Here is a 20,752-nt window from a genome sequence, read left to right as displayed (position 1 = left end):
TAAATAGCTCGGAGGTGTTGCCATGAAATATTCAGAGTATCAGCCGCGTCCAGATTTACTCAAAGACCGCATTATTTTAATTACCGGTGCGGGTGATGGAATTGGCCGCGCGGCAGCTTTAAGTTATGCCTTACACGGCGCAACAGTAGTATTACATGGTCGCACCCTTAATAAATTAGAAGTTATTTATGATGAAATTGAAAGCTTAGGTGCACCGCAGCCAGCGATTTTACCTTTGCAATTATCAAGTGCTTCACCGCGAGATTACGAACTGCTTTACGATACACTCGAACAACAGTTTGGGCGATTAGATGGTATTTTACATAATGCAGGTATTTTAGGTGAACGCACTGAACTTGCTAACTACCCAATTGAAGCATGGGATGATGTGATGGCAGTCAATTTACGTGCGCCATTTTTACTTACCCAAGAACTTTTGCCATTACTAGAACGTTCGAATAATGCTTCGGTGGTATTTGCCAGTTCTGGTGTAGGGCGTGAAGCACGTGAGCGTTGGGGTGCGTACTCAGTATCAAAAATTGCCATTGAAGCCGTCAATCAACTGTTTGCTAAAGAAAATAGCTATCCAAATGTGCGCTTTAACTGTATTAATCCAGGTGCAACGCGTACAGCTATGCGTGCCAAAGCCTATCCAGATGAAGACCCAAAAACTTTAGCCACCCCTGAATCGATTATGCCCGCTTATTTGTATTTAATGGGTGAAGATAGTCTGCATTTAAATGGCGCCAGTATTGATGCACAGGACTAAGTATCAGAGAAAATTTAAACAAATCTATGCCTTATGCATTGTATTTCAGACAATTTACACCATACTTAAAGGCTAAATTTACACGTTGAGATCGATATGTCTGACTTTAGTAATATTACAGTCACTCCCCTAGATGACGGTATGGTGTCTCTTTTAATTGATGGCCAGCCTATTTCAGAAAAATATGGCATGAAGTTTGAAGCCAGCATTGTCGATGAATTACACGCTTTAGAAAATGGACAAAATATGAAACTGTTCGATCAGTTTATATTTTCACATACTGATTTAAACTTTGAGCATATTTATAAACATATTACCCATATTTTGAAGCAAGATGATGCTTATAAAGTTGCTAAAAACTTTACTTATATCATTAAAATTGACGGTCAACCTGAGATTGAACATGTGATTACTAAGCAAGGTCAACCCATGACTGAAGCTGATGTATCTGAATTTATCAACGCGCATATTCAAAAATCACTGACTGAATATACTGACCTCAAATATGCTTACTAAGCAGATTTGCTTTTAAAAGACCGTACGCGGTCTTTTTTTAACACCTATTAATCGTTTTATTAAATAGTTTTTATAAAAATATTCGGTTTTTCAAATTAAAACTTACATTCTATAGTGCATGGCATTGCAAGACATAAATAACAGATAGGACATTCACATGGCTGATCTAAAACGTAAAATCGAAACAATTCGTTCAATTGAAAATTTACAATTATCTCAGCACCTAATTTCTGCCTTAGATGACCAAATTCAAGCAGAAGATGTATTTAGCGCGGTTTATTCATTGCAATCGCTTAGTGAGCACTGGAACTAAGCTCAGCTTCTAATGGCCTCCACTGTGAGGCCATTTTTTATGTAAGTTTTGCAATCGACTACTAAAACAACAATTTTTACCGCATAATATCCTGAGTTTCTCTATTTTATTTAACTAACTCATCTGTATTCTTCACAGTTTCTCTGCATTTTTTGCGTAGAGTAAGCAGCATTGAAAAAGATTTTAAATGAGGGTTCAAAACATGAAAAAGATATTGGCTGGTATCGCCATCTCTTTCAGTGCATTGATGGCAAGCAGTGCACTCACTGCTGCTCCTCAATTTGACACCGAATCCTATGCTGAAACACCTCAAACACAAATGAAAAAAATGCGTGAAAAGCGTGATGTTCATGAGCCTGAACATCGTTCCCGCGAACAACGCGGTATGAAACGTTTACAACATATGAAATGGCAAACAGGTTATGTCATGCCACAACATTATCGTAGTGATGGTTATAAGGTTGAATATAAAGATAATAATCTACCTAAACCCGCACGTAATCAGCAGTGGTACAAAATTAATAATCACTATATTTTGCTCAATGCAGACACCAATAGTATTGTCAAAATTCAGTAAAATTGCGCTTAAATACCATTAGCCTAAATTGTACATTTAGGCTTTTTTATGCGTGTTTTTATTACACTGTTACAGTTCTTCTTTTTTTCTCCACATATTTCACATTTCACCTAAATTTCCCACATCGTTTATCTAGTTTTTTACTCTAAATTGAACTCATCGGAATACAACCTCATAGATTTTTGGTGAAAGCAATGAAAAAACTTCTAACAACAGTTGCTCTATCATTAGGCGCTTTAATGGCAACTTCAGCAGCAATGGCAGGTCCAGGCCCTGATCATCGTTTTGATCCACGCAAAGCACCACCGCCTGCACATGTGGTAAAACATGGTCCGCAGTTTAAGCATACGCCACCGCCTATGCATGCGAAATACAAAGATGATCGCCGTTTTAATGACAAGCGTCATTTTAATCAGAGCAACTTCCGTGTTGGTCAAACCCTATCACGTGCTTATGACTCAAAACGCTTTGAAGTGAGCTCTCGTGATGCGCGTGGCTTAGCCAAAGCTGGCAGAAATCAGCAATGGTACAAGGTAAATGGTGACTACTTATTAGTCAACGAAAAGAACAATCGTATTCTGCGTGTAATCTAAACTAGAGCTCATCTCTCAAGCCTGAACTCAACACCTGAGCCCCCTACTCAGGTGTTTTTTGTTGTGTGAATCCATTAAAATAATTCATTGCGATTTTTACGAGCTCATTATGTCGAACCCTGCGTCTGATCCAACACCAAGTACCACATTGCAGTATGTGCATTGGTTTCGTCATTCGGCGCCGTATATTAATGCGCACCGTGGCAAAACATTTGTTTTAATGTTTGATGGCGAAGCCGTTCAGCATGATAATTTTCAGCATATTATTCATGATATTGCCCTACTGCATTCCCTAGGTATTCGCTTAATTTTAGTGCATGGCGCACGTCCACAAATCAATCATCAGTTAAATTTAGCCAATATTGAAACCCCTTTTTATAAGCAACGTCGTATTACCACACGTAACTCTTTAAATGCAGTTATGGGTGCAGTCGGTTCGATTCGTTTGCAAATTGAAGCTTTGCTTTCTATGGGCTTGGCGAACTCGCCAATGTATGGTGCGCGAATTGATGTGGTATCGGGTAATTTTGTGACCGCTAAACCTTATGGTATTCATGACGGTATTGATTTTCAGCTCACGGGTGAAGTGCGTAGTATTGACAATGATGCCATTCAGCGCCATTTAGATAATCATAATATTGTGTTACTTGGCCCAACCGGTTATTCCACTACAGGTGAAGTGTTTAATTTGCTTGCGGAAGAAGTCGCCACAAAAACCGCGATTCATTTAAAAGCTGACAAGCTAATTTTCTTGGGTAAACAACACGGTTTAATTAATCCATCAGGTCAGCTACAACGCGAAATTAATACCACTCAGCTCGATCAATATATTGAGCAATATCAGCAATCGCAGCCAGAGCTCGCTTTACACTTACGCGGCGCCAAAACCGCTTCCACACAGGGTGTACATCGTGTGCATCTTATTTCTTATGCTTATGACGGTGCTTTGGTGGAAGAATTATTCACTCGTGATGGTTCTGGCACCATGCTGACCGATGCGCATTATGAAGAGGTGCGTACTGCTAATATTCAAGACGTGGGTGGTTTAATTAGCTTGTTACGTCCTTTAGAGCAGCAAGGTATTTTGGTCTATCGTTCGCGTGAACGTTTAGAAAATGAGATCGATCAATTTGCGGTAATTGAACGTGATGGCACCATTTTGGCCTGTGCAGCTTTATACCCTATTCCCACTCAAGACGGTGAGATTCCATCGGCAGAGATTGCCTGTGTTGCAGTCCACCCAAGCTATCGTAAATCTAATCGTGGTAGCCAAATTCTAGAATACCTCGAACAAAAAGCACGTAGCATGGGGATTCGCCAGTTGTTTATTTTAACCACGCGCACCGCGCACTGGTTCTTAGAACAAGGTTTTGAAAATGCCAGTGTAGACGATTTACCAAATGCACGCCAAGCTTTATATAACTACCAGCGCAATTCTATTGTTTGTAAAAAGCCACTTTAAATGTGGCTTTTTTTAATTTTTCTATAGCTAAATTTGAGATATCTATATCTTAAAAAACCTAAAAATTAGCTCACTTTGGTTATCTCGCCACCATATATACTTAGCTTATTATCTGCATATCAATTTTTTACTATATTTTTCATATAGATAAAATTTTAAAGATCTATTATTTGTTTTTTAATTCAGCAGTTTTTTGCATAAGTTTTGCACTTTTTTATTTATCTTTTTTCTTCATGTTGAATTCCTGAATAGTTATTTTTTTCGAAAAGTACTTTTGTTTAGTTTATGCGCTTAAGCCCAAGTTCATTATCTAAATTCAGGAGCACTTTATGTCACGCCGTATTGCGAAAAGCTTAGTTCTTAGTTCAGCTGTAGCAACAGCCATGATGTTAAGTGCCTGTGGTTCTCAACAAGACGATGTCACCTTAAATATTGGCTTTCAAAAATATGGTGTCTTACCCATTGTGAAAGCGCAAGGTGTATTAGAAGACGCCTTAAAAGCACAAGGTGTACAGGTCAAATGGGTTGAGTTTCCAGCTGGTCCACAATTATTAGAAGGCTTAAATGTGGGCAGTGTTGTGTTTGGCGAAGCAGGTGAAGCACCTCCCATTTTTGCCCAAGCTGCCAATTCAGATTTAGTTTATGTTGCCAATCAACCTGCCTCACCGTTGGGTGAAGCGCTCATTGTGCAAAAAGATTCTGATATTCAAAGTGTGCAAGATTTAAAAGGTAAACGTATTGCCTTGAATAAAGGTTCCAACGTTCATTATTTACTGCTTAAAATTTTAGAAAAAAATAATCTCAGCCTACAAGACATCGATGTTGTTTACTTACCTCCATCTGATGCACGTGCCGCTTTTGAGCGTGGCTCAGTCGATGCATGGGTGATTTGGGATCCCTTCTTAGCCGCAGCAGAGCATCAAATTGGCGCACGTACTTTAGTCTCAGGTGAAAACTTAGTCAGCAATCATCAATTCTATTTAGCTGATCGTGAATTTGCCCAACAACATCCTGACGTTTTGAAAACTGTGGTGAATACCTTAAATACCACCACACAATGGGTCAAAGATCATCAAGCCGATGCCGCTAAATTGCTAGAAAAACCTACAGGGCTTGAGTTTGAAGTACTCAACACTTCCATTGGGCGTATGGGCTTTGGGGTAAGCCCAATCTCGCCAGAAGTGGCACAAGAACAACAATATGTTGCTGATGCATTTTATCAGCAAAAATTAATTCCAAATAAACTCAATATTCAAGCCGCGATTTTAAATCAAGGTCAATAAAAATTAGGACATGATCATGGGTGTATTTAAAAAATTAGCCATTGTGGGGATGGGGATCGCAAGTCTGGGTTTAACTGCTTGCCAAAAATCTGATCAGCAACACACAGCAACTGCAGCAACCGACCTTGAAGTGAAGACCATTAGTGTGGGTTATCAAAAAGCGTCCGTTAATTTAGTGATTGCCCAGCAACAAAAATTACTTGAGCAGCAATTTCCCAATGCAACCATTAAATGGAATGAATTTCCAGGTGGACCACAGATTTTAGAAGCGTTGGCGGTTGGCTCGATTGATATTGGCGCGACAGGTGATACACCACCCGTTTACGCACAAGCAGGTGGCAAGCCATTACATTATGTGGCCTATGAAGCTGCTAAACCAGAATCGTCGGCAATATTGGTGCCTAAGGATTCTAAAATTAATGCGTTAACAGAATTAAAAGGCAAACGTGTTGCGGTACATCGTGGCTCAAGCTCACATTATTTGTTGGTACAGGCCATCACCAAGGCTGGACTTAACTGGAATGATATTAATGTGGTATGGCTGAGCCCTGCTGATGCACGTGCTGCCTTCCAAAAAGGTGCTGTTGATGCTTGGGCAATTTGGGATCCTTACTACGCAGCAGCAGAAGTAGAAGACCACGCTAAGGTACTGAGTTCAGGTACAGGCTTAAGCCCCAACTATACCTTTTATTTAGCTTCAGGTGAGTTCCTTAAAAATCACCCGAGTGCGATTAGCGGCATTATTCAACAAGTCAATGCTGCCGATGCATGGGTACAACAACACATCCCAGAAACTGCAGAGATTTTTGCTAAAACGACAGGACTTGCGCCCGAGGTAAGTCTCAAATTTATTCAACGTCGTCCGAATCCATCAGGTGCCGAGCCTCTCAATCAACAGGTGATTCGTGATCAACAGGAGCTCGCTGACCGTTTTAGCGCGCTAAATATCATCCCTAAACCGATCAGTATTCAAAACGCTGTTTGGACAAATCAATAATTAAGGATCAACATTATGAAAATCTTCTGGTTTATTCCAACACATGGTGACAGTCGTTATTTAGGTACCAGTAAAGGTGCGCGTCAAGTGGATCATGCCTACATGAAGCAGATTGCAGTTGCAGTCGATAATTTAGGTTATGAAGGTGTTTTGATTCCAACTGGTCGTTCATGTGAAGATCCTTGGATTACCGCTGCAAGTTTGATTGATGCCACTAAAAATCTTAAGTTTTTAGTTGCATTACGTCCGGGCGTGACGACACCCGCATTGACTGCCCGTATGGCAGCCACCATGGACCGTTTATCAGGTGGTCGTGTGTTACTTAATCTGGTCACAGGTGGTGATGAGCAAGAATTAAAAGGCGATGGCGTATATGAAGACCATAAAACACGTTACAAAACTGCCGCTGAATACACCACCATTTGGCGTGAAATTTTAAGCCGTTCGCATACTGGCGAAAGCTTTAGTTTTAAGGGTGAACGTTTACAAGTTGAAGATGCCAAACTACTTTATCCACCTGTACAAAAACCATATCCACCCCTTTGGTTTGGTGGCTCATCGGATGATGCAGTCGAGCTTGCTGCAGAACAAGTGGACACTTACCTAACTTGGGGCGAGCCACCTGCTGCAGTGAAAGAAAAATTAGAAGTGGTACGTCAAAAAGCTGCGGCACGTGGTCGTACGTTAACTTATGGTATTCGTTTACATGTGATTGTACGCGAAACTAATGAAGAAGCATGGGCAGCAGCGGAGCAGTTAATTCAACATATTGATGACGCAACCATTGCCGCAGCACAGGCAAAATTCAAGCAAATGGATTCGGTTGGTCAGCGTCGTATGGCAGAATTGCATAATGGCGACCGCACTAAACTTGAGGTATCACCTAACCTTTGGGCAGGCGTAGGCTTAGTGCGTGGTGGTGCAGGTACAGCACTTGTAGGTGACCCTGAAACCGTAGCCGCACGTATTCAAGAATATGCTGATTTAGGTATCGATACCTTTATTTTCTCAGGCTATCCACATCTTGAAGAGTCAATTCGTTTTGCAGAATTAGTATTCCCATTATTGCCACTAGAAACACGTAAAAAACTAGCTCAACCTAATCTTACTGGTCCATTTGGTGAAATCGTAGCAAATAACTACGTGGCAGATGAGGCCAAGAAAGAGGTTAAAACTCAGGAGCCGGCTTAATGTCTACTAAGGTTTCACCTACGAGCTTTACTCAAGCTAAAGTTTCACGTGGAACACAACTCGGGCAGCGTCTGCTGCCTTGGTTGGTTCCCGTCATCCTCATTGCAATTTGGCAGCTTGCCTCAAGTACTGGTTTACTTGAAAGTCGCATCTTACCTGCACCAACTGCTGTAGTGAGCGCTTTTTGGACTTTACTGGTCAGCGGTGAACTGTGGCAACACGTACAAGTGAGTGCTGGGCGTGCTTTACTGGGCTTACTAATTGGTGGTGGTCTAGGCTTACTGCTCGGCCTACTCAATGGCTCATCAAAAATTGCGTCTACCTTACTCGACACCACCTTACAGATGGTACGTAACATCCCTGCCCTTGCTTTAATTCCACTGGTTATTTTGTGGTTTGGTATTGATGAATCGGCCAAGCTATTTTTGGTAGCCATTGGGGTGTTTTTCCCTATTTATATTAATACTTATCACGGTATTCGTTCAGTCGATCCACAGCTCATTGAAATGGGCAAAAGCTACGGATTAACACGTTGGCAATTGTATAAAGAAATTATTTTACCCGGCGCAATGCCCTCGATTTTAGTTGGTCTACGTTTTTCACTGGGTTTGGTTTGGGTACTTTTAATCGTAGCAGAAACGATTTCAGCGCAATCTGGTATTGGTTATATGACCATGAATGCACGTGAGTTCTTACAAACAGATGTGGTTTTAGTCGGGATCTTACTTTACGCCTTACTGGGTAAGTTAGCAGATGTACTGGCTGTTGCTTTAGAAAAATATTTACTGCGCTGGCATGCCGGCTACCAAAAATAAGGAATAAATGATGACTGATTTAAGCTTAGGCCGTCATGTGACGGATGCAGAGACAAATCCTGATATTAATCCGAATGCCGTGATTGGTGCTGAGATTTTAATTGAACAGCTATATAAATATTATGGCGACGTTAAAGTTTTAGAAGATTTAGATTTACACATTCAGGCCGGTGAATTCATCGCTATTGTGGGTCGTAGTGGCTGTGGTAAAAGTACCTTACTACGCTTAATTGCCGATCTGGAACAGCAAAGCTATGGTGAAATCAAGTTTAAATCAGCGCGTCATTTACGTGAAGGTATTACCTCAGATGACATTCGTGTCATGTTCCAAGATCCACGTTTATTGCCATGGCGTAGCGTAGAGAAAAATGTGCAATTGGGCTTACCTGCTGAGCAACATGCCAATGCATCGAGTATGTTAGAAAAAGTTGGACTCAAAGAAAAAGCAGCATTGTGGCCAACTCAGCTCTCTGGTGGTCAACGTCAGCGTACTGCTTTAGCACGTGCCTTATCACATAAACCACGTATTTTATTACTCGATGAACCGCTCGGCGCACTCGATGCCTTAACCCGCTTAGACATGCAGAATTTGATTGAAAAACTATGGCATGAGCAAGGCTTTACCGCGATTTTAGTGACTCACGATGTTAGTGAAGCGGTGCAACTCGCTGATCGCATTATTTTGCTAGATAAAGGTCATATCTCAGCGCAGTTTAAGGTCGACTTACCGCGCCCACGTCAAAAAAATATGGCCTTTACTGAACTTGAACAACAAGTTTTAAATGCTGTGCTAGCCACCTAAATTTTTAGTGTTTTTACTGTAAATCATAGCGGACTCAAATCCGCTGTAAAAGTTTATTAAAAGCGATGAATCTTTAGAATACTTTTGCTGCTTTAAATATCATTGCAAAAAATTATTGATATTTTCGGCAAAAGTATTTTTTAATCTTATTGAAAAAACTAATAAATTTAATCGACAGATTTTTAACCGCGTTTCTGAGTAAAATTTTCACATTGGCGAATAAGTCGCATATTAAATCAATTTTTTTATAATAAACGGTCAAAAATGTATAATAAATAAACAATTCGTCTGCCAATATTTGCTGATTTGCCGTACAATTTCCTATCCCCTTTTCTAAGCTTTAAATTTGCCAATGGAACAAAAAAAGAGTACGCAAAAACGCCATCAACTGCTTAATGCAGCCTTAGATGTTTTCTCCCTATATGGTTTTAATGGGGCGAGCCTTGACGAGATTGCTCAGCTTGCAGAAATGCACAAATCAAATATTTTTTATTACTACGAAAATAAAGAAGCGTTGTATGTCGAAGTATTGACGACAGTCTTGCAAAAATGGTTGGCGCCACTGCAAATGCTTGAGGCAGATTTAGAGCCTGATGAAGCCTTGACCAATTATTTAATGCAAAAAATTGAAGTGTCACGTACGCAACCTAAAGCATCACGTTTATTTGCTTTAGAAGTGATTCAAGGTGCACCACATATTTTATCCATTTTAAAAGGCCCACTGAAAAAACTGGTGAAACGCAAAGCTAAAGTGATTTCAAATTGGCAAGAACAAGGCAAAATCTCTGCAGATATTGACGCTGAATTGTTAATTTTAAATATTTGGGCTTTAACACAAAACTATGCAGATTTTGCGACGCAAATGGAAATGGTGACGGGTAAGACTTTACGTAACCGCAGCATGCAGCAGCGTATTATTCAACACACTGTGCATATGATGCTATACGGTATCTTGCCACGTGATGGTCAAGCGCCAATTGCAGCTCTTCCAACAGCTGAAAATTAATAATCGATCAGATAATTTTTGGCATACGACCATAGCCTTCTATGGTCGCCGAAACGCGATGGTTTGATACAACGTCAATAACTTCTGAGCACCCAATAATAAATTTTCTTGCCAATCAAGGTGCGCAGTGCCATCTGCCCCGTCAGTAATATATTTGACCGAAATTAAACGCACATCTAACTTGCTACATACTTTGGCTAATGCATAACCTTCCATATCCACCAAATTACAAGCCACCTTTGGCGTACCCGTTTCAAAACTATCCCCTGTCCCACAAATACCTTGGCTTAAATCTTGGAAATAAGGCTCAAGCTCAATAGCAGCAGGACAATGTGTATCCATTGGCGTCACCCCAATGTCAAAGCCCAGAGGCGAAACATCCATATCACGTTGTACAAATTGCAGCACTTCAACCAATTCATGGGCTTGAAAATGCGAGCTGCCTGCGGTGCCTAAATTGAGTAAAGTTTTGCAACCAGTATTTTGAATCACTTCAAAGGCTTTAAAGGCGGCATTGACTTTGCCAATACCACTGTAATGCACCTCAATGCCTGCTTGTTCAAATAAACCTTGTGACTCATTCGGTAGAGCCATAATTAATGCCAAATCAGACATGCGCATTCCTCATTAATGATAGAGCGCTTATTAAATGGAAAAAATACTGCGCTGTAAATTTGCTTTTGAGCACTTTAGTTGATTGCAAGTAGTGCTAAATATAGAATTAAAAAATATTTTTTGAGTAAAAACACAACAACAAGACGAAATTGTGAGAATATGGCAATATATTGCGAGATTACTTTAACTCAACGATTCGCCCATGAAGCTGCTCCGCCTGAATGCTTTAGCGCCTACAACTGAATTGCCAAAAACTGCCGTCACGATTGGTAATTTTGACGGTGTACATCTTGGTCATCAGGCAATGATTCGCCAATTAAAAACAATTGCCCACAATAAAAACTTAAAAAGTTTGGTGATGATCTTTGAACCTCAACCGCTTGAATTTTTTAAAGGCTACGACGCCCCGCCGCGTATTTCATCTTTACGTGAAAAAGTTGAGTACTTAAGCGAACTTGGTGTGGACTACATTGCCATTGCCAAATTTGATGAACGTTTCCGTAGTTTAAGCGCCGAAGATTTTGCCAATTTACTTAAAACTCAACTGAATTCCCAACACTTAGTGTTAGGAGATGATTTTCACTTTGGTAAAAATCGCCAAGGCGACAGCGAGTTTTTACAAAGTTATGGCTTCGACATCACCAATTTAGAGACTATTCAATTAGAAGGTGATCGGGTCAGTTCAACTCGTATTCGACAAACCTTGCAACAAGGTGACTTGGCCTTAGCCGCCAAACTACTTGGTCGACCTTATAGCATTACTGGACGTGTGGTGTATGGCGATCAAATTGGTCGTACCATTGATTTCCCAACCATTAACGTGCGTCTAAATCGTCATAAACCGTGCTTAAACGGAATTTATGGCGTGGATGTGGTGTGTGAAACCGAATCCTTGCAACAACGTGTGCAACAACACAACCCAAGCCAATTGGGTATTCAAGGTTATGCACCAACTGCTCTATTTGGTGCAGGCCATGTGGGTACCCGACCAGCGATTAAACAAGCCCATCCAGAATGGCGTTTAGAGGTACATTTTCCCGATGTTTCTGCTAATCTGTATGGCCTGTTAATGCGGGTGACATTCTTGAATTACTTACACGGCGAAAAAGATTATCCTTCGCTACAAGCACTCAAGGCGGGCATTGATGACGATGTGGAAAAACTCCTTGAGTTTCGCCGCAGCAACGCCACTTTACCGTTTTAAGCCCCTAAATTTATTGTAAAAACGCCTCAGCTTTGCTGAATGAAAATTGGAAGACAACTTGCATGAGCGATAAGCAAACTCCTGAAAATGCAGTGGACTATAAAGCCACGCTAAACCTCCCAGGTACTGAATTTGCGATGAAAGCAAATCTCGCAGTACGTGAAGCTAAATGGTTAGAAGAGTGGTATGCCGACAACATTTATCAGCAGATTCGTGCGTCGCGTATTGGCAAGAAAAAATATGTCCTGCACGATGGCCCTCCGTACGCAAACGGTCAAATCCACTTAGGTCATGCAGTCAATAAAGTTTTAAAAGACATCATTATTAAAAGCCGTGTGATGGATGGCTATGATGCGCCATATGTACCGGGCTGGGACTGTCACGGTCTGCCAATTGAACTTAAAGTCGAAGAAAAAGTCGGTAAAGTGGGCGTAAAAGTTGATGCATCAACCTTCCGTAAAGCCTGCCGTGAATATGCCTACACCCAAGTTGAGCTGCAAAAGAAAGACTTCGTGCGTATGGGTGTGTTCGGTGATTGGGACAATCCGTACTTAACGATGAACTTCAAACAAGAAGCCGACATCGTGCGTTCATTGGGTGCGATTGCCAAAGCCGGTCATATTGAGCCGGGTTTAAAACCTGTAAACTGGTGTTTAGACTGTGGTTCATCATTGGCTGAAGCTGAAGTTGAATACGAAGATAAAAAATCTGACGCAATTGATGTAGGTTTTACGGTTGTCGACCTTGCAGATTTATCGAACCGTTTAGGCGTGACTGTTTCAGAATCTACTGACATCGTGATCTGGACAACCACCCCTTGGACATTGCCTGCTAACCAAGCGGTTGCACTACATGCAGAGCTTGAGTATCAACTGGTTAAAGCAACGGGCGAAGAAAAAACCGCGCAAAACTTTATTCTTGCCAAATCACTGGTTGAATCTGCAACTGAACGTTATGGCTTTAACAATGTAGAAGTCATTGCTGAATTCACGGGTTCTAAACTTGAGAATCTTGTTCTGCAACATCCTTTAATCGCTGAACGCCAAGTGCCTGTGATTTTGGGCGAACACGTTACAGATGCTAGCGGTACAGGTGCAGTACATACCGCACCAGGTCATGGTGTAGACGACTATAAGGTTGGCTTACAGTACAACTTAAAAGTCGATAACCCTGTTGGCGGTAACGGTGTGTATTTACCAACATCACCAATTTTACCGGGCGTACATATCTACAAAGCCAATCCGCAAATCATTGAAACATTAAGCGAGTCAGGCAAGCTTTGGGCGCATAAGCCAATCAAACATAGCTACCCACACTGCTGGCGCCATAAAACACCAATTATCTTCCGTGCGACACCACAATGGTTCATTAGCATGGATGCCAAAGGTTTACGCCAAGGTGCATTAAACGCGATTGAAAACGACATCCAATTTGTTCCAGATTGGGGTAAAAACCGTATTCAAGCAATGATTGAAGGTCGTCCTGACTGGTGTATTTCACGTCAACGTACTTGGGGCGTGCCAATTCCATTCTTCGTACACAAAGACACCAACGAATTGCACCCACGTACGCCTGAGTTGATCGAAGAAGTGGCTAAGCTGATCGAGCAAGAAGGGATTGATGGTTGGTATAACCGTGATGCTGCTGAGTTCATCGGTGCTGATGCAGAACACTACAATGCTGTACGTGACACGCTAGACGTATGGTTCGACTCAGGTACAACGCACTATGCAGTGCTGCGTGAACGTGAAGAGTTAACTGATCCTGCTGATTTGTACCTTGAAGGTTCAGACCAACACCGTGGTTGGTTCCAATCGTCATTGTTAACGTCGATTGCCATCAATGAACGTGCACCTTACAAAGGCTTATTGACACACGGCTTCGTGGTCGATGAAAAAGGTCGTAAGATGTCAAAATCCATCGGTAACGTGATCACGCCACAAGACATCATTAAAGATATGGGTGCAGATGGTTTACGTTTCTGGATCGCATCTGCGGATTACCGTTATGAAATGACAGCGGGTAAAGAAATCTTTAGCCGTGCGTCTGACGGTTACCGTCGTATCCGTAACACGCTTCGATTCTTACTTGCGAACTTAAATGGCTTCAAACCATCAACAGATGCATTGCCAGTTGATCAATTGATTGCATTGGATCAATACATCTTGCAACGTGCGTCTGAAGTGCAAGACACCATTAAGAAAGCTTATGAAGATATGAACTTCCATATCGTCACTAGCGCTTTAACCAACTTCTGTATCAACGACTTAGGTGGTTTCTACTTAGACATCATCAAAGACCGTCAGTACACCACCAAAGCGGACTCGGCAGCCCGTCATTCTGCGCAAACTGCGTTGTATCACTTGGTACAAGCATTTGTACGTTGGATGGCACCAATCTTGAGCTTTACCGCGCAAGAAGCTTGGCCGTTAATTCCTGAGCAATCAGAGAAATACGTGTTCACTGCTGAATGGTATGACATTCCAGTCGCTTCAACTGCGAATTTAGTGTCTGAAGCTGAATGGCAAACGCTCATCAACGTGAAATCTGCGGTGAATAAATTCATCGAAGCGGCACGTGGTGCGAAAACCGTCGGCTCTAACTTGTCAGCGAAAGTTGAACTTTGGGCGAATGACGAACTTAAATCTGTTCTCGATAAATTAGGCGATGAGCTGCGTTTTGTTCTGATTACGTCTCAAGTGATGGTAAATGCATTTGATGCGGCACAAGGTGAAGCATCTGACCTTGAAGGTTTGAACGTAAAAGTTTCAGCAGCTGACGGTGAAAAATGCGTACGTTGCTGGCATGTATTACCAGATGTAAATACACATCTTGAACATCCAGGTTTATGTGGTCGTTGTATCATCAACCTTCCTACAGGCCAAGGCGAAGAGAGAAAATATGCCTAATCCCCACAACAAAAAGGGCTTATTCCAATTCAAGGCACACAATCTTGTGTGGCTTGGCTTGGCGGTGATTGCGATTATTTTAGATCAATGGACCAAATGGATTGCGGTGGCACATTTAAATTATGCCGATCCTGTCCCTGTACTGCCCTTTTTAAATTGGACATTGCTACATAACTATGGCGCTGCTTTTAGTTTCTTGTCCGATGCCGGTGGATGGCAACGTTATTTCTTTACCTCGCTGGCAGGAATTGTCTCGATTGTTTTTGTATTTTGGCTGATGCGAATGCCAAAAGACTTGAAAGTATTGCCTCTTGCCATCGCCTTAATTTTGGGCGGTGCTGTAGGTAACTTAATTGACCGCGTAATTTTAGGTTATGTGGTTGATTTTATTCATGTCTATTACAATAACAGTCACTTTCCTGCTTTTAATATTGCAGATAGTGCCATTACTTTAGGCACTATTTTGCTCCTGATTGATAGCTTTTTCCTAGAGAAAAAGCGTATTCAAGCTGCGGAACAACAACATGACTGATTTTATTAATCCCAATGAAGACACGCGCATTGAAGACGGTTCTAAAGTAGAACTGCATTTCTCTGTTGCGATTGAAGATGGTGTTGAAATTGACAACACGCGTAGCCGTGAAAACCCGGTGAGCCTTGTAATCGGCGACGGCAGCTTATTGCCAGGCTTTGAAAAAGCCTTGTTTGGTTTACGCGCAGGTGACCGCCGTACCGTAAGTCTTCCACCTGAAGATGCTTTTGGTCCGTGGAATCCTGAAAACGTACAAAAATTTGATACGGTGAAGTTTGAGCAACGTCCAACTGAAGGTCACATGATCGAATTTGAAGACAAAGCCAAACAAAGCCTGTATGGCGTAGTTAAAACTGTTGGTGATGACATCACTGAAGTTGATTTTAACCACCCATTAGCAGGTAAAAATATTACTTTTGAAGTGGAAATCTTCAAAGTCACGCCTGCCGGTCAACAAGGCATTAAAATCATGTAATTGCAAAATTACTATAAAAAGCGCCGCTCAGGCGCTTTTTATTTGCGTAGAATTTTTGCCATTCTCATTTATCTATCACTTTAGGAAAATAGTATGAATATTCAAATTATTGTCGGCAGTATCCGCGAAGGTCGTACTGCAATTAAACTCGCTGAATGGGCAAAACAAGCCGTTACAGCTTATCAACCTGAATTAACTATCGAAATCGTCGATTTAAAAACTTGGGATTTACCTATTTTTGCTGGTGCAAATCCGCCAATGATGGGAATCTATGATCAACCAAAACAACAAGAGTGGGCGGACAAAATTGCCCAAGGTGATGCTTTTATTATCATCAGCCCTGAATACAACCACGGTTATAGTCCCGCGCTTAAAAACGCGCTCGACTACTTGGGCAAAGAATGGCAAGGCAAACCTGCCGCTTATATTAGCTATGGCGCGACCAATGGCTCACGTTCTGTCGATCAAATCCGCCAAGTTGCAACTTACTTAGGTTTAATTGATAGCAATGCAACCATTGAAATTCGTGACATTTTTGCGCGTAGTAAAGCAGAAGTGTTCGAAGGCAATGAGTTTGACCAAAAAGCCTTACATGCTGCAGTCGATAAACTGGTGAAATACGCAAAATAATCACTAAAAAGCCCTTCAATTGTTAAGGGCTTTTTTAATAGATACAGATCGGTTACAGCTTAATCTCAATAGATTACATAGCTAAAAATATAGATCTTTGCTAAAACATCAACTTAAGTATTTTTTGTAATCTTATGCTTACATAGCCTAGTGGCGATAACGGCTATAAGCATTAACATTTATTCAGTATTCTTTAGTCATAGGGAACAGGAAGTTTCCAAGACTTAAAAAGAACAACAGATTGTTAAAAACTAAATAATAAAAAAGGATTTAAATAACATGGTGACAGGAAAGTTGCTTGTCTCGAATGAAATATCTATAACCCCCGATAGGACATCGGGGGTTACTTATTTGTAAGCTACTCTTTTGTCGCTTCGACAATTAAACGCGTTGCTAAATATAAACGCGGCACAATACTGTCTTTGAGTACATATTCAGCATCGTTAGAATGCGCGCCCTCACCCGATAACCCCATACCTTCAATCACTGCGGCTTTAGAGTTCAGACCCGCAAAAGCTGCGTCTGTACCGCCACCTGTGGCCGTTTTAAGCACATTCAATGGTAAATTAAGTTCAGTTTTATAAATGTCTTGTGCTTTAGCCGCAACAGCGATGGCTTTATCATTACTCGCCAAAGGTGGGCGACGCAGCTCGAATTTCACATCTACCTGACTGTCTTGGAGTTTTTTATTTTTAACTCGAGCCTGTAAAGTTTTCTCGAGCTGATTAAAATCTTCAACTCTTAATGCGCGTGCATCTGCCTGTGCAGTGGCAAGATCTGGAATCACATTACGTGTTTTTCCGGCTGAAGCCACAGTCCAATTCAATTTTAGTCCGGTTTTAGGATTGGATAAATCTTGTAGTTGAGCAATTTGATGACTCAATTCAGTCAGCGCATTAACACCATCTTCTGGTTTAGCACCGGCATGCGAGGCTTTCCCTTTAACAGTTAAATATGCCGCACCAATGCCACTGGTCGCCAAACGTAAATTGCCATCTTTACCGCCACCCTCAAATGACAATACAAGGTCTTGATCACGTGCTGTTTCTGTAATGATTTTACGTGAACCCGGTGAACTAATTTCTTCATCAGAATTCATCAGTACTGTGATGCTGGCGTAATCTTTAAATTTTAATTTCTGTAAGGTTTCCAATACGTGAATAATTGCAGCAACACCTTGTTTATCATCTAAAATTCCTAAACCAAAGACTTTATCGCCTACAATTTTAAAGGGCTGATCTTTGAGTTGACCTTTTTGATAAACGGTATCCATATGCGCAATCAGCATAATTTTACCCTTGCCCTGCCCTTTTAATACAGCTTTGAGCATAGGCCCGACTTGCTCAGGCGTGTCATCCATACGATAAATATCGTTGGCGCTTAAGATACTGACCTCTGCACCCGTTTGCTTCAGACGTGTTGCTACAAGCTTGACCATTTGATTTAAACCTTCTAAATCTCGACTGCCCGATTCAATATTGACTAAGCTTTCTAAAGTTTTTAAATAACCTGTCTGTTGCTGCTCAGCTGCCTGTTTAATTTGCATGGGTGTTGCAGCATAAACTGTACTGGTCATGCAGCCTAATAAGACTAATGACAATACAACATGCGGGTTTAAGTAACGCTTGCTCAACATTCTTGTTTTCCTTAGTGATTTTGAGTTTTAATTTTTGACAGACTCAATCTAGCAAAATTAACGCCAAAATCATGTAGGTTTTTACGTACAAAGACTATGGTCTTTTGACTCTTTTGACCCATCAGGAAATGACATATTCTAGTCGTAACAGGAGATAGGATATTTCCTTAAATAAAAATAAAAACTGAATTGGCAGGACGCAATAAATAGGTACGACAGGAGTTATACCTCACACAACCGCATACCCAAAGCCCCGATAGGATATCGGGGCTTTTTTATGAGACTACTTTTGAAAGTAAAACTTGGCTAAAGTAAGACACAGAAACTTTTATCAAAAAATTCTAATTTACGAAAAAAAAGCCCCAACAGTGTTGAGGCTTTACTTATTCAAGCGAGTTTAGTTTTGTGCTACAGCAGTATCTTTGACCACTACATCTTCAGCTTTATCTTGCTTAGCAATTAAAGTTACTGCAAGTGCTACAACCAACAACGGTAAGCCTACAGCAATAAAGTTATATTGATGAGGTAAATCCATGCCTAATAACATACCAATTAAGATAGGCCCAATGATTGCACCACTACGCCCTACAGCAGATGCCCAGCCAATGCCGGTTGAACGTACCGCAAGTGGATAGTACTGCGCAACATAGCTGTATAATAGGATCTGTGAACCAATAGATGCTGCACCCGCTAATGCGATCATGAGATAAAGTAGAATTTGTGGTGGTTCGAAACCTAGTAAACTGAGTACTACTGCACCTACCACGCCTAATACCATCAATACAGGCTTAAGATGGAAACGATCTGCTAAAATACCGCCACACACCGTACCAATTACTGCACCGACATTCATAGCCAATAAGAACAATAAACTGCTACCCATCGAATAACCAGCTGCCATCATGAGTTTTGGCATCCAACTTCCTAGCGCATACATGGTCAGTAAGCACATGAAGAATGCTAACCAAAACAACAATGTATTTGGAGCACGACCTTTTTTAAATAAGCTCGCTACAGTAGCAGACTCAGGTACTTCGGCCTTACTCAATTCCAACTGTGTAGTTGCAGTAACTGCAGCTTCTGGTGCTAAACGAGTTAAAACCTGACGCGCAGCATCCTGCTTATCCGCCTTTACCATAAAAATAATGGATTCAGGTAAGAACTTCCAAATAATTGGTAATAGAAGTAAAGGAATACCTGCGATCCAAAACATGATTTGCCAGCCATAAGTTGGCGTAAACCATGCACCTAGTAAGGCAGCCATCACACCACCTACAGCATAACCACTAAACATGGTGGTCACTAAGGTACTACGAATTTTTTGTGGCGCATATTCAGAGGTTAATGCCACTAAATTAGGCATTACCCCACCAATCCCTAAGCCAGCCAAAAAGCGTAGCACACCAAATTCTGTTGGCGTATCAGCAAAACCACCCCAAAAAGTAAAACCACTGAACAACACAATACAAATCATGATGACATTTTTACGACCAATTTTGTCGGCCAAAGAGCCAAATAACATGGCACCAAACATCATCCCCGCCAGTGCGGTACTAGCAAGCATACCTGCCTGTACTGCTGTTAAGCCCCACTCTTGCATCAGTAAAGGTAAAGCGACACCATTAATTGCGAGATCATAGCCATCAAATAAAATAATCAGTAAGCACCAAAACAAAACGTTCAGATGAAACTTATTAAATTTAGCTTTATCAACTACAGCATTGACATTCATTGTTTGCGCTGTCATTAATCCTCACCTCCAACTGTGGGATGTATAATACAAATTCTGGCCATACAATGATTTTTAGCTGAAGTTTTGTCCAAAACCTTATAAATATATATGTATACCTTTATGGTATTTTTAGACTTTAAAATAAGAGATTTTTAACTTAAAAATAGGATTAAATTTAATGAAACTGAAAATTTAAGTGAAATTTAAAGTAAATTAAATAAAAAAATAATAAAAATCATATTGTTATAGAAATAAAACTAAACAATAAGACCATAGATAGCTTGAGATAAAAAATGTTATATAAATAAATGACTTAAGAGTTCTATAAAAGTATTCTCAAAACTAAAAAAATCCCCCGATCGTTGATCGGGGGATTTTTAGAATAATGAGCTGGCGATGACTTACTCTCACATGGGTAACCCCACACTACCATCAGCGCTAAGAGGTTTCACTTCTGAGTTCGGGAAGGGATCAGGTGGTTCACTCTTGCTATTGTCGCCAGCACAACTTGGATGCTTACTTATCAGGTCTTACAGATGCCTAACTTTCGTCAAATGAGTTATTAACAGGTATATCTGAGTCGTATATTTTGTTCGTTAACGTTAACTAAATCAAGTTGTTTGTAGTGATTTTGACTACCACACCAACTGTTTGGGTGTTGTATAGTCAAGCCTCACGAGCAATTAGTATTGGTC

Annotated in this window: 20 protein-coding genes and 1 rRNA gene; 17 read left to right on the top strand and 4 right to left on the bottom strand. The window is 40.9% G+C overall.

The genetic code is table 11. The annotated features are described in order from the left end of the window. The first annotated feature begins 22 nt into the window (after positions 1-22). From AC5YCI_RS06665 to AC5YCI_RS06610, 12 genes are all read left to right on the top strand, one after another. On the top strand, positions 23-769 hold the full coding sequence (locus AC5YCI_RS06665; RefSeq protein ID WP_496130206.1) for a YciK family oxidoreductase: 747 nt from the start codon (positions 23-25) through the stop codon (positions 767-769). Positions 770-865: 96 nt separating this feature from the next. Further along, positions 866-1,285, top strand: coding sequence for a hypothetical protein (locus AC5YCI_RS06660; RefSeq protein WP_496175315.1), 420 nt, complete (start codon positions 866-868; stop codon positions 1,283-1,285). Positions 1,286-1,442: 157 nt separating this feature from the next. Continuing rightward, positions 1,443-1,598: a hypothetical protein gene (locus AC5YCI_RS06655; RefSeq protein WP_496130208.1), complete on the top strand. Its 156-nt coding sequence runs from the start codon at positions 1,443-1,445 to the stop codon at positions 1,596-1,598. 202 nt (positions 1,599-1,800) lie between these two features. Continuing rightward, positions 1,801-2,175, top strand: coding sequence for an RcnB family protein (locus AC5YCI_RS06650; RefSeq protein ID WP_496130209.1), 375 nt, complete (start codon positions 1,801-1,803; stop codon positions 2,173-2,175). A 194-nt stretch (positions 2,176-2,369) separates the two neighbouring features. Continuing rightward, a complete protein-coding gene (locus AC5YCI_RS06645; protein WP_496175314.1) occupies positions 2,370-2,768 on the top strand; it encodes an RcnB family protein in 399 nt (132 codons plus the stop codon). A gap of 109 nt (positions 2,769-2,877) precedes the next feature. Continuing rightward, positions 2,878-4,230, top strand: coding sequence for an amino-acid N-acetyltransferase (gene argA / locus AC5YCI_RS06640; RefSeq protein WP_496175313.1), 1,353 nt, complete (start codon positions 2,878-2,880; stop codon positions 4,228-4,230). A gap of 329 nt (positions 4,231-4,559) precedes the next feature. Continuing rightward, positions 4,560-5,513: a sulfonate ABC transporter substrate-binding protein gene (locus AC5YCI_RS06635; RefSeq protein WP_496175312.1), complete on the top strand. Its 954-nt coding sequence runs from the start codon at positions 4,560-4,562 to the stop codon at positions 5,511-5,513. 49 nt (positions 5,514-5,562) lie between these two features. Further along, positions 5,563-6,510 carry a sulfonate ABC transporter substrate-binding protein gene (locus tag AC5YCI_RS06630; RefSeq protein ID WP_496175346.1) on the top strand — a complete coding sequence of 316 codons (948 nt, stop codon included), beginning with the start codon at positions 5,563-5,565 and terminating at the stop codon, positions 6,508-6,510. A gap of 15 nt (positions 6,511-6,525) precedes the next feature. Further along, the gene (ssuD, locus tag AC5YCI_RS06625; protein WP_496175311.1) at positions 6,526-7,701 is read left to right on the top strand and encodes an FMNH2-dependent alkanesulfonate monooxygenase; all 1,176 of its coding nucleotides are present in this window, start codon (positions 6,526-6,528) and stop codon (positions 7,699-7,701) included. Further along, a complete protein-coding gene (gene ssuC / locus AC5YCI_RS06620) occupies positions 7,701-8,516 on the top strand; it encodes an aliphatic sulfonate ABC transporter permease SsuC (protein WP_496130214.1) in 816 nt (271 codons plus the stop codon). Before ssuD ends, ssuC begins: the two co-directional genes overlap by 1 nt. A gap of 10 nt (positions 8,517-8,526) precedes the next feature. Beyond that, the gene (locus AC5YCI_RS06615; RefSeq protein WP_496175310.1) at positions 8,527-9,318 is read left to right on the top strand and encodes an ABC transporter ATP-binding protein; all 792 of its coding nucleotides are present in this window, start codon (positions 8,527-8,529) and stop codon (positions 9,316-9,318) included. Positions 9,319-9,670: 352 nt separating this feature from the next. Beyond that, a complete protein-coding gene (locus AC5YCI_RS06610) occupies positions 9,671-10,324 on the top strand; it encodes a TetR/AcrR family transcriptional regulator (protein WP_496130216.1) in 654 nt (217 codons plus the stop codon). Positions 10,325-10,363: 39 nt separating this feature from the next. On the opposite strand, the gene AC5YCI_RS06605 is transcribed toward AC5YCI_RS06610, so the two are convergent. Next, entirely contained in the window at positions 10,364-10,939 is a 576-nt protein-coding gene (locus AC5YCI_RS06605) for a 5'-methylthioadenosine/S-adenosylhomocysteine nucleosidase family protein (protein ID WP_496175309.1), read from the bottom strand. 202 nt (positions 10,940-11,141) lie between these two features. Here AC5YCI_RS06605 and ribF point away from each other — a divergent pair, with 202 nt between their 5' ends. The 5 genes from ribF to AC5YCI_RS06580 all read left to right on the top strand — a co-directional run bounded on the left by ribF (position 11,142) and on the right by AC5YCI_RS06580 (position 16,689). Next, positions 11,142-12,143: a bifunctional riboflavin kinase/FAD synthetase gene (gene ribF, locus AC5YCI_RS06600; protein ID WP_496175308.1), complete on the top strand. Its 1,002-nt coding sequence runs from the start codon at positions 11,142-11,144 to the stop codon at positions 12,141-12,143. Between the two features lie 62 nt (positions 12,144-12,205). Next, positions 12,206-15,052 (top strand): isoleucine--tRNA ligase, encoded by a 2,847-nt coding sequence (ileS, locus tag AC5YCI_RS06595; RefSeq protein ID WP_496175307.1) that lies wholly within the window; start codon positions 12,206-12,208, stop codon positions 15,050-15,052. After that, complete coding sequence (gene lspA / locus AC5YCI_RS06590) at positions 15,045-15,584, top strand: signal peptidase II (protein ID WP_496130220.1); 540 nt, start codon at positions 15,045-15,047, stop codon at positions 15,582-15,584. Before ileS ends, lspA begins: the two co-directional genes overlap by 8 nt. Then, positions 15,577-16,059: an FKBP-type peptidyl-prolyl cis-trans isomerase gene (locus AC5YCI_RS06585; protein ID WP_168400716.1), complete on the top strand. Its 483-nt coding sequence runs from the start codon at positions 15,577-15,579 to the stop codon at positions 16,057-16,059. The genes lspA and AC5YCI_RS06585 overlap by 8 nt, the downstream gene beginning before the upstream one ends. Before the next feature lie 93 nt (positions 16,060-16,152). After that, entirely contained in the window at positions 16,153-16,689 is a 537-nt protein-coding gene (locus AC5YCI_RS06580) for an NADPH-dependent FMN reductase (RefSeq protein WP_496175306.1), read from the top strand. Between the two features lie 358 nt (positions 16,690-17,047). Here the strand turns inward: AC5YCI_RS06580 and AC5YCI_RS06575 are convergent, their stop codons facing one another. The 3 genes from AC5YCI_RS06575 to rrf all read right to left on the bottom strand — a co-directional run bounded on the left by AC5YCI_RS06575 (position 17,048) and on the right by rrf (position 20,560). Then, positions 17,048-18,325, bottom strand: a complete 1,278-nt coding sequence (locus AC5YCI_RS06575; RefSeq protein WP_496175305.1) for a glutamate carboxypeptidase — start codon at positions 18,323-18,325, stop codon at positions 17,048-17,050. 397 nt (positions 18,326-18,722) lie between these two features. Beyond that, positions 18,723-20,072 carry an MFS transporter gene (locus AC5YCI_RS06570; RefSeq protein WP_496175304.1) on the bottom strand — a complete coding sequence of 450 codons (1,350 nt, stop codon included), beginning with the start codon at positions 20,070-20,072 and terminating at the stop codon, positions 18,723-18,725. 373 nt (positions 20,073-20,445) lie between these two features. Beyond that, a 5S ribosomal RNA gene (gene rrf / locus AC5YCI_RS06565) occupies positions 20,446-20,560 on the bottom strand. Positions 20,561-20,752 lie beyond the last annotated feature (192 nt).

The sequence above is a fragment of the Acinetobacter sp. CY17 genome (genome assembly GCF_059515825.1).
Note: the sequence above shows the minus strand (reverse complement) of the source record. Positions and strands in the feature narration are given on the sequence as shown.

Excerpts from the sequence above, each read along its gene's own strand:
- argA (WP_496175313.1), top strand. The coding sequence starts at position 2,878 with ATGTCGAACCCTGCGTCTGATCCAACACCAAGTACCACATTGCAGTAT.
- ssuD (WP_496175311.1), top strand. The coding sequence starts at position 6,526 with ATGAAAATCTTCTGGTTTATTCCAACACATGGTGACAGTCGTTATTTA.
- AC5YCI_RS06655 (WP_496130208.1), top strand. The coding sequence starts at position 1,443 with ATGGCTGATCTAAAACGTAAAATCGAAACAATTCGTTCAATTGAAAAT.
- AC5YCI_RS06660 (WP_496175315.1), top strand. The coding sequence starts at position 866 with ATGTCTGACTTTAGTAATATTACAGTCACTCCCCTAGATGACGGTATG.
- ssuC (WP_496130214.1), top strand. The coding sequence starts at position 7,701 with ATGTCTACTAAGGTTTCACCTACGAGCTTTACTCAAGCTAAAGTTTCA.
- lspA (WP_496130220.1), top strand. The coding sequence starts at position 15,045 with ATGCCTAATCCCCACAACAAAAAGGGCTTATTCCAATTCAAGGCACAC.
- AC5YCI_RS06610 (WP_496130216.1), top strand. The coding sequence starts at position 9,671 with ATGGAACAAAAAAAGAGTACGCAAAAACGCCATCAACTGCTTAATGCA.
- AC5YCI_RS06635 (WP_496175312.1), top strand. The coding sequence starts at position 4,560 with ATGTCACGCCGTATTGCGAAAAGCTTAGTTCTTAGTTCAGCTGTAGCA.
- AC5YCI_RS06630 (WP_496175346.1), top strand. The coding sequence starts at position 5,563 with ATGGGGATCGCAAGTCTGGGTTTAACTGCTTGCCAAAAATCTGATCAG.
- AC5YCI_RS06570 (WP_496175304.1), bottom strand. The coding sequence starts at position 20,072 with ATGACAGCGCAAACAATGAATGTCAATGCTGTAGTTGATAAAGCTAAA.
- AC5YCI_RS06585 (WP_168400716.1), top strand. The coding sequence starts at position 15,577 with ATGACTGATTTTATTAATCCCAATGAAGACACGCGCATTGAAGACGGT.
- ribF (WP_496175308.1), top strand. The coding sequence starts at position 11,142 with ATGAAGCTGCTCCGCCTGAATGCTTTAGCGCCTACAACTGAATTGCCA.
- ileS (WP_496175307.1), top strand. The coding sequence starts at position 12,206 with ATGAGCGATAAGCAAACTCCTGAAAATGCAGTGGACTATAAAGCCACG.
- AC5YCI_RS06615 (WP_496175310.1), top strand. The coding sequence starts at position 8,527 with ATGACTGATTTAAGCTTAGGCCGTCATGTGACGGATGCAGAGACAAAT.
- AC5YCI_RS06665 (WP_496130206.1), top strand. The coding sequence starts at position 23 with ATGAAATATTCAGAGTATCAGCCGCGTCCAGATTTACTCAAAGACCGC.
- AC5YCI_RS06575 (WP_496175305.1), bottom strand. The coding sequence starts at position 18,325 with ATGTTGAGCAAGCGTTACTTAAACCCGCATGTTGTATTGTCATTAGTC.
- AC5YCI_RS06645 (WP_496175314.1), top strand. The coding sequence starts at position 2,370 with ATGAAAAAACTTCTAACAACAGTTGCTCTATCATTAGGCGCTTTAATG.
- AC5YCI_RS06580 (WP_496175306.1), top strand. The coding sequence starts at position 16,153 with ATGAATATTCAAATTATTGTCGGCAGTATCCGCGAAGGTCGTACTGCA.
- AC5YCI_RS06605 (WP_496175309.1), bottom strand. The coding sequence starts at position 10,939 with ATGTCTGATTTGGCATTAATTATGGCTCTACCGAATGAGTCACAAGGT.
- AC5YCI_RS06650 (WP_496130209.1), top strand. The coding sequence starts at position 1,801 with ATGAAAAAGATATTGGCTGGTATCGCCATCTCTTTCAGTGCATTGATG.